The sequence below is a fragment of the Paenarthrobacter nitroguajacolicus genome (assembly GCF_051027655.1).
GTDB classification, from domain to species: domain Bacteria; phylum Actinomycetota; class Actinomycetes; order Actinomycetales; family Micrococcaceae; genus Arthrobacter; species Arthrobacter nitroguajacolicus.
The window spans coordinates 474964-489426 of sequence record NZ_CP073234.1 but is presented as its reverse complement, the minus strand read 5'-3'; the positions used below and the strand labels follow the sequence as shown (position 1 = coordinate 489426).

The window sequence follows — 14463 nt, the reverse complement described above, 5'->3', positions numbered from 1 at the left end:
GGTCTCCTTCAATTCGACTGGACTCGACTGGCTGAAAGCCCCAGCTCCCGTTCGCCGAGCGGCGCAAAGTAGCCCTCGACGTCGGACTCCCGGACTTCGGCGAGAGTCGGCGGCTTCCACTGCGGGTTGCGGTCCTTGTCCACCACCTGCGCGCGGATGCCCTCCCTGAAATCGGGTCCGGCCAGGCAGCGCAGACCCACTCGGTATTCCTGATCCAACGCCTCTTCCAAGGAGAGTCCACGGACCCGCCGCAGCGACTCAAGCGCCACCTTTACCGACGTCGGCGATTTGGCCTCAATCGTGTCAGCGGCAGCTACGGCCTCGTCGCCCAAAGCGCGCATGCCCCGGACGATCTCTTCCGCATCCTCATGGGCGTAAGCGGCATCGATCCACTCCCTCTGCGCCGCCAACGCTGACTCCGGCCCGACTTGGGCAAAACGCTCGACGGCGGCCTCCGCCGTCGAGCTTTCCAACGCTTCCGCCAGCGCGGGCAGCTCGGACGACGGCACGAAGTGATCCGCAAGCCCCAGGAACAGTGCGTCCGCGCCGGACAAGTGCGCCCCCGTCAAAGCGGCGTGCGTTCCTGCCTCCCCCGGCGAACGTGAAAGCAGAAGGGTCCCGCCGACGTCGGGCACGAATCCAATGGTGGTTTCGGGCATGCCGGTTCGCGTCCGCTCGGTGACCACGCGAACCGAGCCGTGCGCAGAGATGCCCACGCCGCCACCCAGGACGAGCCCGTCCATGAATGCGACGTACGGTTTGGGATAGTGCGCGATAAGCGCGTTGAGCCGGTATTCGTCAGCCCAGAAGTCGGCTGTCGCGGTGCCACCGTGCAGCATGTCCTTGTAGATGGCCACGATGTCGCCGCCGGCGCACAGCCCGCGGTCGCCCGCTCCGCGCACCAGGACAGTGGCGACGGCGTCATCGTCAGCCCACGCGGTCAGCTGCCGGAGCATGGCTTTCACCATTCCATCGTTCAGCGCATTGACTGCCTTCGGGCGGTTGAGGGTCACGATGCCGAGGTGGCCGCGACGCTCAAAGAGAACGTCTTCTGTTTCCAAAGCCCCCATCAGCTGCCTGCCGGCATGATGAAGCTGGCGCCTTGGCGGATGCCGGAAGGCCACCGCGACGTCACGGTTTTGGTCTTGGTGTAGAAGCGGAATGCGTCTGCGCCATGCTGGTTGAGATCGCCGAACCCGGACGCCTTCCAGCCGCCGAACGTGTAGTACGCGATCGGCACTGGGATGGGCACGTTGATGCCCACCATGCCTACCTCTACCCGGCTGGCAAAGTCGCGGGCAGAGTCGCCGTCGCGCGTGAAAATGGCGACGCCGTTGCCGAACTCGTGCTCGCTGCAGAGCCTGAGCGCTTCGTCGTAGTCAGCCGCGCGCAGCACGCTGAGGACGGGACCGAAGATCTCTTCCTTGTAGATCTTCATGTCCTTGGTGACGTTGTCGAAAAGCGTTGGGCCCACCCAGAAGCCGCCGTCGTAGCCGTCCACGGTGAGGCCTCGACCATCGGTGACCAGTGTTGCTCCTTCGTCCACGCCGGATTGGATGTAGCCTTCGATCCTTTCCTTGGCAGAAGCGGCCACCACGGGACCGAAGTCCGAATCCTTGTCCAGGCTGTGTCCCACCTTCAGGTCCTTCACACGCTCAGTCAGCTTGGCGACCAAAGCGTCGGCGGTTTCCTGGCCAACGGGCACGGCAACGGAGATCGCCATGCAGCGTTCGCCGGCGGAACCGTACCCGGCACCAATCAGGGCGTCGGCAGCCATGTCCAGATCGGCGTCGGGCATGATCACCATGTGGTTCTTCGCCCCGCCGAAGCATTGCGCGCGCTTGCCGTGCGCAGCTGCGGTGGCGTAGATGTATTGGGCAATGGGGGTGGATCCCACAAAGCCGATGGCTTTCACCCGAGGATCTTCGAGCAGCGCATCCACGGCTTCCTTGTCGCCGTTGATCACGTTGAAGACGCCGTTCGGCACGCCGGCTTCGCTGTACAGCTCGGCGAGGCGCAGCGGCACGGAGGGGTCCCGTTCGGACGGTTTAAGGATGAAGGCGTTGCCGGCTGCGAGCGCCGGGCCGGACTTCCACAGCGGGATCATGGCCGGGAAGTTAAAGGGCGTAATGCCCGCGACGACGCCGAGCGGCTGGCGGAGCGAATGGACGTCGATCCCCTGGCCGGCGTTGTCCGAGAATTCGCCCTTAAGCAGATGCGGTGCCCCGGCGGAGAACTCAACGACCTCGATGCCGCGCTGGATATCGCCCTTGGCGTCGGCGAAAGTCTTGCCGTGTTCGGAGGACAGTAGCTTTGCGAGTTCGTCCATGTTCTGGTTGACCAGGTCCACGAACTTGAGCAGGATGCGTCCCCGGCGTTGCGGGTTCATTGCCGCCCATTCGAGCTGACCCTTTTCGGCATTTGCGACGGCGTTGCGAACCTCGTCCGCGCTGGCCAGCGGAAGCCGCGCCTGGACTTCGCCCGTGCAGGGATCGTAGACATCACTGAACCGACCGGACGTGCCTTCGATCCTCTGGCCGTCTACGTAGTGGGAAAGCTCGCGCACCATGGTGGAATGCTCCTTTGCATCGTGAATGACTGCCGTGCCGCCGGGTGCTGGGACCCTTGCGGAACACGTGACCAACTGTGATCCAGGTCATCTCTGAATCCGAATATACTCGGACTTCCTACTAATTTCCAGAGGGGTATTTTTCTGCCCCGGGGCTCCCACCCACCACGTCCGTGCGGGCAGGCCAGCGGCCGGTCACCTTGTGGAAATCGATCGCCGTCATGAGGGGTGTCACGTCGAAGGTGCGGATATTCAGGCTGAGCTTCGCTCCATTGACCGACTTGACCGTCAGGATCGGCTGCCCTTTCATCACCTGCACCCGGTAGTGCGCAATGTCGCTGTAGGGAACTACATGTTCCTTGCCAAGCACGGTACGGAAGGCGACCTCATGGGCTCGCGGAGCCACGTACCAGTTGCGGTACATCAGCACGAAAGCCAGGCCGCCCAGGAGGATGGCAACCGCAGTGATGCGGGCACCCAAGGGAGAAGGAGCATAGGCGAACGAGACCAAGCTCATGAGGAGGCCGAAAACAAAGAACAGCCAGCCGATGAAGGGCACCACTTTGGGCAGGCGCACCTGTTCCGGATACTCCTTGGACCTGTTGGGGTGCTTCCGGGCCCACCAGGCACCCACAGCAAGGAGCACTGCAACGAGTGCCCCGATGACGAGCTTAAGGATGAGTTCGGTTGACATGCCCCCAGCCTATAGTCGGCCCTGCAGCAACCTCCCGAGCCCTTAGTGGACCTCCCTCATTTCCTTGTACGCTTCCAGCGCTTCCGCACGGGTGGTCTTGAGGTCCACGATTCCCTCCGGGTAGTCCGGTGTTCCGAACTCGGGAATCCAGTGGGCGATGTACTTCCCCTGGGGATCGAACTTCACGCGCTGGGCCTCCGGATTGAAGATCCTGAAGAACGGCGAAGCATCCGCCCCGGAGCCGGCTACCCATTGCCAGTTGGCCGGATTCGACGCCGGATCGGCGTCCACCAGGGTGTCCCAAAACCATTGCTCCCCCAGCTGCCAATGAATGCCCAGGTTCTTCACCAGGAAACTCGCGGCAACCATACGGACGCGGTTGTGCATCCAGCCCGTTTGCCAAAGCTGCCGTTGCCCCGCGTCCACCATGGGGAAACCGGTGCGGCCCTGCTGCCAGGCCCGGAATTCCTCCGGCGCTGACTCGTGGCCGGGATGCTTGCCGTTGTTACTGCTGCCGTTATGGTTGGTGCCCGGCCACGCCCAGGGAAAGCGATCAAACTCCGGGCGAAGGTTGGCCGTTGCGAGGCTTGGATTATGGAAGTACTGGTGCCAGCAGAACTCGCGCCAGCCCAACTCGGAAGCATAGATAGAGGCGCTTTCGGACCGCTTGGAGCCCAGAGCATGCCACACCTCAAACGGGCTCAACTCACCCCAGCGCAGGTAGGGAGACAGGCAACTGCTGCCGTCTGTATCCGGACGGTTGCGGCCCTCGCTGTAGTTGGAGAGGCCGCCCGCCACGAACGTGGCGAGCCGCTTGTGCCCGGCGGCAGCGCCCGGCGTCCACATTTCGGCCAATCCGCCGGACCAGTCTGGCGTGGTGGGAAGCAGTTGCCACGATTCCAGGTGGTCATGCGCTGGCAGTTTTCCGGAGAATCCGTGCCCCGCTTCCGGAACGGCCAGCGGCTCGCGGAAGTCCTGCGCAGAAACAGTCCGCCAGAAAGGGGTGAAGACCTTGTATTGCCCACCCGTTTTAGTGGTCACTTCCCACGGCTCGTGGAGAAGGGAAGCCTGAAAACTCGAGACATGCAGACCCGCGTCGCCCGCCCAGGCCTTGATGCCGGCGTCGACCGTTCGCTCAGCGGAACCGTACCGCCGGTTCCAGTACAGCCCTCCGGCGCCAATCGCCGTCGTGGTTTCGCGAACCACGTCGGCGGCAGGTCCGCGGCGGAGCAGCAGGGGAACACCAAGCTTGTCCAGGTCTTCGCGGAGGGCGGTCAGCGAGTGGTGGAGCCACCAGCGCGCGGCGCCTCCGTGGGGGCGGATACCCGGCGATTCTTCGTCAAGGACGTAGAGGGCAACGGCCGCGCCGTCGTCGACGGCGGCACGCAAGGCCGGGTTATCGGCGACCCTCAGATCGTCGCGAAACCAAACGATGGACGGTTTCATTAGAGCCTTTCAGCGAGAACCTCCGGAAACAGGAACAGCCCATGCCCCCTAAGAATCCTAGGGGCATGGGCTGAATACTTGCGGAATGGGATCAGGCGATGGATGCCACTGCTTGTTGACGAATTTCGGAAACCGGGATGTCGGTGGCGGTTTCGCTCCACATGGGAACACTGTTGACCACGTAGTCCCGCGCGGCTGCACCTACCATGCTCATGCCGGGATAGATTCTCTGGCCACTGATCTTGACGGGCTTGAGTCCCTGAAGTTCAAGGGCTGTTTTGAAGGCGGAGTCGGGGATGGGGATTTTGCGTCCGAGAACGCACCAGCTGATGTATAGGCCGTAGAAAGTGTCAAAGTCCAAGCCGTTCTCAGTGTCGTCCTCAAACACCACACAGTCGCGAATAAAGCTGCCAATTTGGGTGTCGGTCATTACGGGGCCTCCGGCGTCGGAAGAAATGCGGGCCGCCGGGCTGCATCAGCGAATGTCCTATCCCTCACTATAGACCCGTTCTGGTTGCCCGGACGAGGAAAAGAGATTAACTCTGGGTTGCGGGAGTGATTGTCCTCCGCAATTGCGCCGGGCATGGCAGGGCTCTGGTGCCCGCTCCCACTCCGGCGTACCGTCATTTACATCCATGCAGAAGGCCGCCCAGTGGGCGGCCGCTGGAGCTCAAGCTATCCGCAAGCTCACTGAAAAGGAGCATCAAGTGGCTGGATGGAATGCTGACACGGCAGCGGGGCCGCTGGGCTCCGGAACGGTCACCCTGGTGGAAGGCTCATCCTTCTGCATTTCCGCTGCCAACGGGGACATCAACCCCGAACTTCCCCACGGCGTCTTCCATCTGGACACCCGGATACTCTCCCGATGGGAGCTGACCATCAACGGCCAAACGATCGAACCCTTGGCAGCTGAAACCCGGGAACCTTACCGCGCCCTGTTCGCAGGCCGGGTACCTCGTTCGGACGGGTACGCAGACAGCCCGTTGCTGGTGGAACGCTTACGGGAAGTCGGGGCAGGAATCCTGGAAGAGATCACCGTCCGGAATTACTCCAAGCGGCCTGCAGAGTGCCGGATCCTGCTGACTGCCGAATCGGATTTCGCGGACCTCTTTGAAGTGAAGGAAGCCCGAATAACCCGGGAGTGGACGGAAACCCGCGTCCCGGGGGGCGATTCCTTGGAGATCCGCGGAAAGTGGGAGGGCATCCGGAAGAGCGTCGTGATCCGGGCCGAGGGCGCCGGCGCAGGAGCCAGAGCGTTGGGTTTCACGGCCAAGATTCCAGCTTCCGGCAGCTGGAGCACCCGCGTGAGCGTCGTCCCCACCCTCGACGGCACAGGGACGCCGTTCGCCCATCCGGCCCGTGGGGAGTTGTCTCCCAGCGATCGTCGCCGGGAGGAATGGGTGGCCAAGATCCCCCGCCTGCAGGTGGCCAATCGTTCCATCGAACGCACCCTGAGGCGCAGCTACGAAGACCTGGGCGCGTTGCGGATCCAGGATCCGGACCATCCGAACAGGGTGGTTGTTGCGGCCGGGGCACCCTGGTTCATGACGTTGTTTGGCCGCGACTCCTTGTGGGCGTCAGAGATGGCACTGCCCGTTGACCCGTCACTGGCATTGGGAACCCTCCGCACGCTGGCTGACCGTCAGGGAACGGTGGTGGACACCAACAGCGAGGAAGAACCGGGCAAGATCCTGCATGAAGTTCGGCTGGACGTCTCCAGCGGCTTGGCCCTGGGCGGCAAGTCCGCGTACTTCGGCAGCGTGGACGCCACTCCCCTGTTCGTCATCGTCCTGGGCTCCGTCAGCCGGTGGGGCTTCGCCAAGGATGTGATTGCGGAGCTCCTCCCCAATGCGGATCGCGCGCTCGAGTGGATCAGGGACTACGGCGACCGGGACGGCGACGGCTTCGTGGAGTATGGGCGTCCCAACGAGCACGGCCTCATCAACCAGGGCTGGAAGGACTCCTGGGACGGCATCAACTTTGCCGACGGCACCATTGCCGAGCCGCCACTGGCGCTGTGCGAAGTCCAGGCATACGTGCATGGTGCCTATATGGCGCGCGCTTGGATGGCTTACGACGACGGCGACCTCACCTTGGCAGCCGAGCTTCGGGAACGCGCGGATCGCCTCAAAAAGAAGTTCAACGAGGAGTTTTGGCTCCCGGACAAGGGCTACTACGCGGTGGCCTTGGACAAGGACAAGCGACCCGTGGATGCGTGTGCTTCAAACATGGGGCACTGCTTGTGGTTTGGGCTGGTGGATGAAGACAAGGCACCCCTCGTGGCGGAGCGGCTCATGTCCCCGGAAATGTTCAGCGGCTGGGGCGTCCGGACACTGGCCACCGACATGGGCGCCTACAACCCTGCCAGCTACCACAATGGGTCGGTCTGGCCACATGACAACGCCCTGATAGCGGCGGGGCTGCTCCGCTATGGCTACGTGGAGGAAGCGCAGCGCATTGCCACTGCCCTCCTTGAGGCTGCCGAGTTTTCGGGCGGCAGGCTCCCCGAACTGTTCTGCGGTTTTGACCGCGGACAGTTCAGGGAGCCCGTGCCGTATCCGACTGCCTGCTCCCCGCAGGCATGGGCTGCCACCACTCCCATCCAGCTGATCACCGGACTCATGCGTTACGACGCCCACATTTCCCTGGGCGGCGTCTGGCTGGATCCGGTATTGCCGGAATCTTACGGTGACCTGCACATCAGCAATGCCCCCATGGGGAGCGGGCGCATCACCATTGATGTCACCGGCTCTACATCCCAGGTTCAGGGACTTCCGGAGGGCCTGACACTCCACCGTGCGCAACGGCCTTGGATCACCGAGCTTGTGGAAAAGGCCGAGCTGCGGCGGACAGAACCCTAGAACTACTGAATTGCTGCCTTGAGTTCCTTTGCAGCCAGTTCCGGATCAGCGGCGCTGTAGATTGCGCTGCCAGCGACCGCTACGTCGGCACCGGCCAACTGCACAGCTCCGATGGTTGATGCGTTCACTCCACCGGCCACAGAGAACGGTACGCGGGCCTCTTCGCCGGCGTTCAGCAGCCCACGAAGGTCGTAACCCGGCTGGGCTTGCTCATCAAGTCCAGCGTGGAACTCGATGAACTTTGCGCCCAAGGCGCGGGCTTCCTTGGCGCGGGAAACTTTGTCTGCCACACCAATCAGGTCCACCACGATGCCCTTGTTGTGGGACTGTGCCGCCTTGACTGCACCGGCAATGGTGGAGTCGTCCGCCGTTCCGAGGACGGACACCAGGTCGGCGCCTGCCTTGAAGGCGATGTCGGCTTCAAGCTCACCGGCATCCATGGTCTTCATGTCCGCGAACACGATCTTGGTGGGGTGGGCTTCCTTGATTGCCGTAACGGCTGAGAGACCCTCGGCCTTGATCAGCGGGGTGCCCAGCTCGATGATGTCCACGTGCTCGGCTACTTTGCCGGCGAGTTCCAGGGCGTCTTCGATGGTGAGGAGGTCGAGTGCAACTTGCAGTTTCATGGTGTTGTTTCCTTCTTTGGAATGGTTGGTGAATCGGGTGGGTATGGGGTGTTGCGCGGGTCTCAGGGTGTTGACCGGGTCTACTCCAGGTTGGCGTGTCGCAACCAGAGCTGCTCAGCGGGCTCGTCAGTGGCTCCCCAGAGAGAATGGAAAACCGCCTCGGTTACCAGGAAGAGCGACTGTTCGAAGAGGCTGCCGGAGTACTGCTGCGAAACATCTGAGCCATGGTCCGTCTTCTGGGCGGCGGGGATAACCACCACCGTTTGGGCAAGGCCAGCCAAGGGGGACGATGGGTTGGTGGTGATTGCCGCAACCTGGGCCCCTGCCGAGAGCGCTGTTTGAGCCGCTTTGACTACCCCGGATGTAGTACCCGAACCGGAAGCGACAATCAGCAGATCCCCTGCGTTGATGGCAGGGGTTGTGGTGTCACCCGCAACGTGGACGGTTTTTCCGAGGTGCATAAGGCGCATGGCTGCCATCCGTAGGACCAAGCCGCTCCGACCGGCTCCGGCGAGGAAGACGCGTTCAGCACCACTGATCTCGTCTGCCAGGCGGGACACCTGTCCGTAATCAATGCGGGAGGCCGTGTGTCCCATCTCGCCCAAGATCAGGGACACGTTACTGGCTACGTCGTCACTGGTGGTTGTTGCTGTTTCTGCGGTGACGTTCACTTTCACTCCTTTTGCAGGTGGGTGCCTATTCCTTCAAGGGGCCTACAACGATTGTTCCGGTTACTTCAGGTAGGGGTAACGCCAAAAATGGACAGTAATAACCACCCGTTTGGGTAGGCAGCTAGCTCGAACTCCTTTAGGCTTGGTGGCATGCCCCAGCCCAACGACTTCCACTGGCCCCTTCTCGATGCGGTTGCGTCCATTGGTAAAGCCCCCTTGATGGGCATTGCCGAAGAGCTTCGCGCGGCCACCCTGCCGTTTCTTACATCGAGTGCCTTGGTCATCTTCACTGAGGACTGCACGGGCCGCCCACAGAAGAAGGCCGGCGCCGAGGATATCGTCAGCAGGGTCTCCATCCCGGAATTGGAGCGCTTGCGTGCCTTAGTGGATGGGGAAGGACCGTGGCAGGGGGCCGCCACGATTGGCGGTCAGCAGCGGGACGTCCTCGCATTCCGCTATCCACCAAGCAACGCCCTGTTGGTTCTCACCGATCCGGTGCAAACTGCCGCAGATAAAGACAGCGGACCCCTACGGATGGTGACCTACCTTTGGGAGCTTGCAGCGGGGCGCATCCAAGAGAAAGTGAGCGACGCACCGCCGTCGTATCTTCTGGAGTCCCGGGCCGCATCCGCGGAGCGTGTCCGCGTCACCGGCGAGCTGGTGGACCAGCACTCAACAACCCTGGAAACTGTGCTCGCGGCGTTACGTTCAAACTCCTTGGACGATCGTGCGGCCCGTACGTTCGTGACCGATTTAATCGCCAAAGCCCTTGTTGGCCTGCGGACCCTCAGTGACCGCACCAGCAACCTTGTGGAAGAGCCTGTCGCCAAGGCGTTCGAGAGGCTTCGGGAAGACCTCAGGCCACTCATGCACTTCAGCAACATCGACATCCAGTTCATCGAACCGCCTGCAAACGGAAGGGCACTGCCCGGCGAGGTGGCCCACGCCGCCAGGGCTGTGGTTCGAGGATTGGTCCTGGCTATCGCCGAACAGTCTGATGTTCATCGGGTCCGGACGCAATGGGATTGTGATGGAGAGAACCTGCTGATCAATGTCAGGGACGACGGCGGCGGGGAGCTTTCCCCTGAAGGTCCCACGCTTGAACGGTTGCTTCAACGTGTGCAGGCCGTGGACGGGACCATGAACGTGGACGTCATGCAGGGATGGGGCGCCGATATCTCCGTGGTCCTGCCGTTGGATCCGCCGTCGACTCCCGCTGGGGACGTAGCAGAATGGGGGCTGGCCGGCAGGGAACTTGAGGTCCTTCAGTTGCTGGCTGCCGGCCAGCGTAATCGCTCGATTGCCGCTGACCTTGGCATCAGCGAAAATACTGTGAAGTTTCACCTCCGGAACCTCTTCCGGAAGCTTGACGTCCGGTCCCGCACTGAGGCCATTGCGTTGGCCCACAGTGCGGGACTCAGGTAGACGTCCTAGGCGTCGATCACCATATCGGTCTGTGCGGTGGAGCAGCAGGGCAGGAACTTGCCCGCATCGATTTCACGGGCGCGGATGCCACCTTGGTGGTTCATTTCCACTTCCCCCGAAAGCTTGACTACCTTGCAGGAGCCGCACATGCCCTCTTTGCAGTTCGCGCCGATCCTGACCCCGGCACGCTGGGCCGGACCAAGGATGTGCTCGGTGGGGTCGATGCGCACATTGATGCCCGTGCGCATGAAGGACAAGGTGAGGCTTCCCGTTCCCACTGTTTCAAAGCTCGATGCATCAGGCGCATCGGCCTTCGCTCCCGCATCCGAACCGTCGTCGGACGCTTCGGGCGCGTCCGGGTCGACAGTTTCCAGCGGCAACCCTGAAGCCTTCAGCGGCCCCTCCGCGTCGTAGCCGGGCTCGTAGAGCCCGAACGCCGTGGGCTGGCTTTCGTAGTAGTCCTCAGCGGAATCGGCGATTTCCTCGGCAATTTCCTCGGCAATGTCCACTGCGAGCGCGAGCTCTGCCTGGTACTCAAGGATCGTCTGCCGATCTCCCGTGAAGAATTCCATGTGGATGGAAGTATCGTCCACACCCACGTTGCCCAGGAGCTCGGTTGCGGTGTTCAGGTAGCCCTCGGGTCCACAGGCATATACCTGCCGGCCGTTGGCGTCGGGGGCAACCTCCTCCAGCATTGCCGCCGTCAGCCTTCCACTGAGGCCTTCCCAGCCCTCGGGCTTGCTGCGGTCACCCAGGGAGTAGAAGACCTTGATGCGCGAGTCAACGGACGCGATGTAGGCCAGCTCCTTGTTGAAGGCAAAGCCTCCGGCCTCTGCCCCGTGGTAGAGCACCACCACATCGGCCTGTCCGGGCAGGGAGTGAATGGTCCGCACCATGGACATGATGGGAGTGATGCCTGCACCGGCGGCCAGCAGGAGGTACCGGGCCCGGCGGTCGGCGTCGGGCAAGTGGAATGCCCCCACCGGTCCGAGCATGTCCAGGACGGTGCCGGGTTTGATGTTTTCGTGTACCCACGGTGAAACCAGGCCCGTGGCATCGCGCTTAACTGTGATGTCGAAGGTCCACGGCTTGGTGGGAGCGCTGGACAGCGAGTAGCTGCGATCCACCGGATCTTCGTCCTCGCCGTTCACCGGGAAAGCAACATTAACGTACTGGCCTGCACGGAACGCCAAGGGTGCGCCATCGGTGCGACGGAACACGAAGGTCATCATGCCGCCCACTTCGGGAACAATCTCGACGCATTCGGCCATGAACTCCTGCGGATGCCAAGGACCCAACGCACGTGCTGCGCTGGCGGGTCCTTCGGTGCTGCCCATGACCCTGTTCCACGGCATTTCCAGGCCGCGAATACGATGTGGCTCCTGGACTAACGTCTCAGTGAGGAGTTCCGTCATGCCAAGTGCTCCTGGACGCGCTGTACGTACCAGTTGATGAATGCCTCCACCTGGTATTCGCTCTTCATGTAGGGGCCGGGCTCGTAGGCGGGGCTGCCGGCGCCCGTCTGGCACAGCTCCACAAAGGCCTTGTCCTGCAGGTTGGTCTGCTTCCAGGTGTAGGTGAGCTTCTCCAGGTCGTAGTCGACGCCTTCCACGGCGTCGTCGGCTACCAGCCACGTGGTGCGAACCAGGGACTGGTGTTCGTTGATGGGGAAGACCCCGAACGTGATGACGTGGTCGCTCTGGAAGTGGAACCAGCTGTTCGGCTGGAGGTGCATCGAGCAGCGGCCAAGCCTGAAGTCCCGCAAATCGCCGAGCAGCTTCTTGGAGAGCCTGCGCCCATCGGGCGAGAACGATTCGCCGTCGCCATCCAGCGATTCCCGTGAGATGCGGATTCCGGCAATGCGGGTGTCGAGCTCTTCCACCACCTCGTAGGGAAGGCCGTAGCGGCGGCAACGCTCCTCGAGCGATGCCTGTGCTTCCTTGTTGCGGTCCCACACCTCTTCAAGGTGGGCCGGGATCAGACCCTCCGTCAGGCCCCAAGTGGGGAAGAGGGAACAAGCGAGCTCCGGGTGGCCGTCGCAGTGGTAGCACTCACGGTTGTTCTCCATGACGAGCTTCCAGTTGCCCTCTTCAACGATGTTCTGCTGGTAGGCGATTTTCGTCTTGGAGAGATCGTGCGGCGCGAGGTACGGCTCAAAGATCTTGGAGGTCTCGTCAAAGTCGGTGGGCGGCTCGTCCGCAATGCAGACAAAGATCAGTCCGGCAACCACGCGGCTGTGGGCGCGCTTGAGGCCGAAGCAGCCCTTGTCGAACTTCGTTTCCCCCGGCGCGGAGGCGTGGATCAGGTTGCCCTCCGGGGAGTAGGTCCAGGAGTGGTAGCCGCAGACCAGGTTGCCTGTTGACCCGGCGGGCTCGGTCAGGACACGGGCGCCGCGGTGGCGGCAGACGTTGTGCAGGACGTTCACGCCGCCGTCGTCATTGCGCAGCACGATCAGGGAGTAGGGACCATAGTCGACGGTGACGTAGTCGCCCGGCTCCGGCAGTTCGGCGATGCTGGCCGCAAAGATCCAGTGCTGGCCAAAAATGGCTTCCATGTCGATCTTGAAGATCGTGGCATCGGTGTAGAAAGGCGCATCGAGGGAATATCCCTTGCGCCGGAACTCGAACAGTTCGCTGATCTCCGCCAGCTGCTCTGCAGGCAAAGATGAAGCGAGTTTTCCGCGTGAGTTGAGGGGCAAGACTGGAGCAGACATGTATTTCCTCCCGGGAGGCGTGGGGTAAATGTGTGTTTCGTGGGACCACGGCTGCGTGGGGTGCGAGCGGCGTTGTCGAAATCCTTATAGTCATGAGATTAGGGATCATTGATCCGCAACAAAAGCGCAAGATTCAGAAGATAACCGTGCACAATAGGTGCATGATTGATGCGAGACTCATCACACTTCGAGTTTTTGCCCGTTGCGGCACCATCGGTGCCACCGCGGAGCTCACCGGCTATTCTCCCTCCGCCGTCTCTGCGCAGCTGCGCGAGCTCCAGCGGATGCTCGGAATGCAGCTGCTGACCAAGGACGGCCGGGGTGTGCGGCTGACCGCCACGGGCCGCTTTCTGGTGGCTGGCTCGGACACGCTTATCGCCGAATGGGAGCGCCTGCGCGCAGCAGCCATGGAGGCCGGCGACCAGGTACAGTCCCGTTTCGGCCTCGGCGGATTTTCGACGGCGGCGGCCCAGTTGCTGGCTCCGCTAGCCGCTACTTTGCGCACAACACGCCCCCTGCTCGAGGTACAGGTGCTCGAGGCGAATCCGGCCCGCTGCTTCGACTTGTTGGTCGCCGAGCGAATCGACCTTGCCGTCATAGTTGCCATGCAGTCCGACACGTATGTTGAGGACGATCCGCGCTTCGAACAGACGGTGCTGCTCGATGACCCCCTGGACGTGATCATTCCGGCTGACCATCCGTTGGCGTCGCGGGAAACGGTCACACTGGAAGAACTCGCGTCCGAACCGTGGATCACCGAATCAGCCGGGTCCACCTATCACGCCCTCTTCACAGCGGCGTTCACGGCCGTGGGAGTAACACCGCGCATTGCCCATGAGGCCGTGGAGTGGGAAACCCAAATCGCTTTCGTGGGCGCTGGACTGGGCGTGGGCCTCCTGCCGCGACTGGCGCCGCTGCATAATGCCGAGAACGTGGTCCGACTCCGCATTACCGGCAAAGGCAAGCCTGCGCGACGCATCGTGGCAGCGGTGCGCAGGGGCAGCATCGCATCACCCCTGGTCCAGGAGTCGCTCGGCATCCTTCAGGAGAGCGCCCATCGGATCCTCACGGCCCGCCCCGAAGACGACCGCTGACACTCCAATCGGTGACGGCCACACTTTTTCAATCACGACACCCGCATCCGGGCATCGACGGTCCGCATGCGTGGCCCGTACGAATATCCGCGTCGTAGGCGGGTCACCGGACCCGACGGCTCTGTCGCGGGCGCTGCTCAGGCCCAGACCTGGTACCCCGTCGACTTATCGAACAGTTTCCTCGTAGAGAGACCCTCCGCGGCGATCCACAGCACGGAGTCGTCGTCGGACGCCTGCTCCACCACGCCGGTGAGAACATGGTCCCCCATCAACCACACCTCCACCGTGTGGCCGGTCAGCTGAGCCCAGTCCTTCCGGAGGCCGCGGCCGTGAACGGTCTTAACGAGAGCAAGATCGGTCATGC

General features: G+C 62.6%; 13 protein-coding genes. 3 read left to right on the top strand and 10 right to left on the bottom strand.

Going from position 1 to position 14463, the window contains the following annotated elements; translation table 11 throughout:
* Positions 1-8: 8 nt before the first annotated feature.
* The 5 genes from KCX59_RS02570 to KCX59_RS02550 form a co-directional block, all read right to left on the bottom strand.
* Positions 9-1070: an enoyl-CoA hydratase/isomerase family protein gene (locus KCX59_RS02570; RefSeq protein ID WP_179016467.1), complete on the bottom strand. Its 1062-nt coding sequence runs from the start codon at positions 1068-1070 to the stop codon at positions 9-11.
* The gene (locus KCX59_RS02565) at positions 1070-2569 is read right to left on the bottom strand and encodes a CoA-acylating methylmalonate-semialdehyde dehydrogenase (RefSeq protein WP_091467471.1); all 1500 of its coding nucleotides are present in this window, start codon (positions 2567-2569) and stop codon (positions 1070-1072) included. The genes KCX59_RS02570 and KCX59_RS02565 overlap by 1 nt, the downstream gene beginning before the upstream one ends.
* A 121-nt stretch (positions 2570-2690) precedes the next feature.
* On the bottom strand, positions 2691-3263 hold the full coding sequence (locus KCX59_RS02560) for a hypothetical protein (RefSeq protein WP_256871282.1): 573 nt from the start codon (positions 3261-3263) through the stop codon (positions 2691-2693).
* Positions 3264-3305: 42 nt separating this feature from the next.
* Positions 3306-4709, bottom strand: a complete 1404-nt coding sequence (locus KCX59_RS02555) for a cryptochrome/photolyase family protein (protein ID WP_179016468.1) — start codon at positions 4707-4709, stop codon at positions 3306-3308.
* 91 nt (positions 4710-4800) lie between these two features.
* Complete coding sequence (locus KCX59_RS02550; RefSeq protein ID WP_179016469.1) at positions 4801-5139, bottom strand: hypothetical protein; 339 nt, start codon at positions 5137-5139, stop codon at positions 4801-4803.
* Between the two features lie 277 nt (positions 5140-5416).
* On the opposite strand from KCX59_RS02550, the gene KCX59_RS02545 reads away from it, so the two are divergent.
* The gene (locus KCX59_RS02545) at positions 5417-7570 is read left to right on the top strand and encodes an amylo-alpha-1,6-glucosidase (protein ID WP_179016470.1); all 2154 of its coding nucleotides are present in this window, start codon (positions 5417-5419) and stop codon (positions 7568-7570) included.
* 2 nt (positions 7571-7572) lie between these two features.
* Here KCX59_RS02545 and hxlA read toward each other — a convergent pair whose 3' ends face one another.
* A complete protein-coding gene (hxlA, locus tag KCX59_RS02540) occupies positions 7573-8196 on the bottom strand; it encodes a 3-hexulose-6-phosphate synthase (protein WP_017199258.1) in 624 nt (207 codons plus the stop codon).
* Positions 8197-8276: 80 nt separating this feature from the next.
* Positions 8277-8867, bottom strand: coding sequence for a 6-phospho-3-hexuloisomerase (hxlB, locus tag KCX59_RS02535; RefSeq protein WP_178993455.1), 591 nt, complete (start codon positions 8865-8867; stop codon positions 8277-8279).
* A 150-nt stretch (positions 8868-9017) separates the two neighbouring features.
* Between hxlB and KCX59_RS02530 the strand changes: the two genes are divergently transcribed.
* Positions 9018-10292, top strand: coding sequence for a helix-turn-helix transcriptional regulator (locus tag KCX59_RS02530; RefSeq protein ID WP_179016471.1), 1275 nt, complete (start codon positions 9018-9020; stop codon positions 10290-10292).
* A 5-nt stretch (positions 10293-10297) separates the two neighbouring features.
* Here KCX59_RS02530 and KCX59_RS02525 read toward each other — a convergent pair whose 3' ends face one another.
* A complete protein-coding gene (locus KCX59_RS02525) occupies positions 10298-11707 on the bottom strand; it encodes a ferredoxin reductase (RefSeq protein ID WP_091464976.1) in 1410 nt (469 codons plus the stop codon).
* Complete coding sequence (locus KCX59_RS02520) at positions 11704-13005, bottom strand: aromatic ring-hydroxylating oxygenase subunit alpha (RefSeq protein ID WP_091464975.1); 1302 nt, start codon at positions 13003-13005, stop codon at positions 11704-11706. Before KCX59_RS02520 ends, KCX59_RS02525 begins: the two co-directional genes overlap by 4 nt.
* 161 nt (positions 13006-13166) lie before the next feature.
* On the opposite strand from KCX59_RS02520, the gene KCX59_RS02515 reads away from it, so the two are divergent.
* A complete protein-coding gene (locus tag KCX59_RS02515) occupies positions 13167-14099 on the top strand; it encodes a LysR family transcriptional regulator (RefSeq protein WP_178993457.1) in 933 nt (310 codons plus the stop codon).
* A 137-nt stretch (positions 14100-14236) separates the two neighbouring features.
* Here KCX59_RS02515 and KCX59_RS02510 read toward each other — a convergent pair whose 3' ends face one another.
* Positions 14237-14461 (bottom strand): hypothetical protein, encoded by a 225-nt coding sequence (locus tag KCX59_RS02510; RefSeq protein ID WP_179016472.1) that lies wholly within the window; start codon positions 14459-14461, stop codon positions 14237-14239.
* Positions 14462-14463 lie beyond the last annotated feature (2 nt).